This window comes from Peribacillus sp. SIMBA_075 (assembly GCF_046534585.1).
In genome coordinates this window covers 1-255 of sequence record NZ_JAWRYN010001073.1, presented here as the reverse complement: position 1 = coordinate 255, position 255 = coordinate 1, and the positions used below count along the sequence as shown (strand labels likewise).

Here is a 255-nt window from a genome sequence, read left to right as displayed (position 1 = left end):
CACGACGCATTGATGGCGGTTATACACTAGCAATCAGTGGCAAGGCCCGGGTGGATGTGACGCCTCAGCAATTGCGCTTCAGTCGCGAATTCATACCTATGTTCACGCGTCGCTGGCGTAGCCTTGCACCGGGCGGCATTCAAGGCTGGTGCTTAGGTCATGAAACGCTGAGCAAATGGTCGCTGGATAAGATCACGCCAATGGAAAGAAATCGTATTCTGAATCCAAAGCCGGATGAGGGGCAGATCAATCTTA

At 52.5% G+C, this 255-nt stretch carries 1 protein-coding gene; it reads left to right on the top strand.

Annotated features, from left to right (window positions below; genetic code table 11):
* Nucleotides 1–255, top strand: a 255-nt coding sequence (locus SB775_RS31590; RefSeq protein WP_410865231.1) for a hypothetical protein, incomplete at both ends; no start/stop codon positions are given.